This is a genomic window from Peribacillus sp. P4_C12, from assembly GCF_056402095.1.
In genome coordinates this window covers 1-2,312 of sequence record NZ_JBFUIB010000550.1, presented here as the reverse complement: position 1 = coordinate 2,312, position 2,312 = coordinate 1, and the positions used below count along the sequence as shown (strand labels likewise).

Genomic DNA, 2,312 nt, shown 5'->3' with positions numbered 1-2,312 from the left:
CTTTAAATGTTAGGGCTGGGTTAAATGAAATTCTCCCACTACTCCCAATTAAGTATTCGGCATTTCAAAAAAATGGTGATGGCAATCAAGGCTATTTATATCCTTGTAATGAGGAACTGGCTATTAAACTTCTAGATTTGATTAGTGATTTAAATATATATCAAGTAGACCAGGAACAACTTGAGCTATCGATTGATAATGTGAGAAGAACTGAAAGAAATACATTAGTTCCAGTTATTGCAGAAACAGAATCAGAAGTAAAAACAAAAATTCGTTTAGGTCAACAGAAGTTTCGCAAGTATCTTACGCCATTGTGGGATCATAAATGCGCATTATGCAGTATTGATTTACCTGAGTTACTAAGAGCGAGCCATTCGAAACCGTGGAAAGATAGCACAAATGAAGAACGTTTAGATCCATACAACGGCGTACTGCTTTGTTGTAATCATGATGCCCTGTATGATAAAGGGTTAATTGCATTTGATGGACAAGGACGTTTGTACATTTCTTCAGTTATCAGTAATGAAGATTATTTGAAGTATGGATTAGTACCAAGTACTAAAATTCAGATTCATTCCAAAAATAAAGTGTACTTTAAGTGGCACAAGAGGAATATTTTTGAAACAAAGTAATGTAATCTATAATCCGAATTTGTTTATTATAGTTTAAATTGAGCCTGTCCCCAAAAGTGTTACATGTGATTATATGTAAACATAAATCATAGTAATCTTGAATACATTTAAAGTTTTTCAAAATACTAATATGCCAAGAGTTAATGATCGAAAAACGTGAAAATGACGATGACGTGCAGGATGTTTATCATAACTAATAGTTATAAACAAAAAGGCAGTAAGCAAAGATAAGCTCACTGTCTTTTTGAATTAATATTTGGTTGTACTTAATTAAAGGAAACCCTTATTTACATGTTTTAGAGCATAAATTTGATCACAGATTTGATCACACAAAGGATCACAAACGTTTAAATGGCACTGTTTTAATGATCACAACAATGATCACAAAACCCCTAAATTAATCATCACAATTCCCTAAACCTTCCTACTAATCCGCTCCACAATCTCCATCAAATCATCCGGCCTATGAAATTCAATCGGYGAWACACCTTTATCGAACTGAATTGWATCGGCTTCWATCATCAATACAWACTTCCCATTAATCTTCCCTAAATGAATGCTWTCSCCRAAATCGGCTAGTAGTCCTTTAACTGATGTACTGCCTAGCTTCATKCGCAGTTCGGCTTCAGGTGTATGCTCGACAATCTGGGCAGTGGCTTCGACGACTTGGTGGGTTTCAAGRCGTTCYTGGATTTCYCKTTTWTCGCTYGTTTCCCAGATTTCCAGGTCCTGTTCGAATTTCTGCAGTTCGTCACTGTTTTCTWCRAATTGTGCTGATACATGTTCATGAACCATGTGGATGACCTGGTTTTTCATGATTTCAGGCATCGATTCRCCATATTCGACGAATTTCAAAAAGTCCTCRAAGTAGCGAGCATGTGAAGCCTGGTGGATTTTCAGCTCGGCTTCTTCGACCATTCCTTCTTCGGGCATGTAGGGGTAGAAGGTAGCTAAAACATTGATATGACTGCACTTAAAATACTGTAGATGTGTGATGGTCACACATTTGGTCACATTCCGATGATTTTGTCCAATTTATCCGAGACGGATTTCTGCATATCAGGCAAGACATGGGAGTACGTATTGAGTGTAGTTTCGATATCTGAATGACCTAGCCGCTCCGAGATAAGCTTCACATTTACATTTTGTTGAATCAAGATAGTAGCATGAGTATGTCTAAGGTCATGAAAACGTATCTTAGGTATGCCGACCTTCTCAACTAGATTATAGAACTCTTTGCGGAAGTTCCTAGGTATCATGGGCTTGCCGTACCTTGTGCAAACAACTAAGTCGTTGTCATGATAACTTTGCCCATGAATCAGCTTTTCCTGTACGACCTGTTTCCTGTAGATTTTCAACTCATCGACTAGCTTGTTTGGGATGTGAATGGAACGGACGCTTGCTTCATTTTTTGCTCCTACCTTAATTTCTGCGTACTGCGTAAGCGTCTGCCTTACAAATATTGTTTGTGCATCAAAGTCAATGTCTTTCCACCTTAGCCCGAGAATCTCTCCTTGTCGCATCCCTGTAAAGATTGACATGAGAAATCCGATATGACAGCGGGTGAGTCGTTTTATCATCTTAGCCTCGCTGATAAAAAAATTGACCTGTTCAAGAGACCAAACCCTTATTTCTTTTCTCTTTATCTTTGGAAGAGCGATTCCGTCAGCAGGATTATCC

The 2,312-nt window shown here is 37.9% G+C and carries 3 protein-coding genes; 1 reads left to right on the top strand and 2 read right to left on the bottom strand.

Features of this window, described 5'->3' with window-relative positions; translation table 11 throughout:
• A partial coding sequence (locus AC1DUW_RS26310) for an HNH endonuclease (protein ID WP_477643869.1) occupies positions 1 to 632 on the top strand: 632 nt, incomplete at its 5' end.
• A 414-nt stretch (positions 633 to 1,046) separates the two neighbouring features.
• Here AC1DUW_RS26310 and AC1DUW_RS26305 read toward each other — a convergent pair.
• Positions 1,047 to 1,634, bottom strand: a complete 588-nt coding sequence (locus AC1DUW_RS26305; protein WP_477643868.1) for a DUF3898 domain-containing protein — start codon at positions 1,632 to 1,634, stop codon at positions 1,047 to 1,049.
• Between the two features lie 8 nt (positions 1,635 to 1,642).
• Positions 1,643 to 2,312, bottom strand: a 670-nt coding sequence (locus tag AC1DUW_RS26300; protein ID WP_477643867.1) for a tyrosine-type recombinase/integrase, incomplete at its 5' end; no start/stop codon positions are given.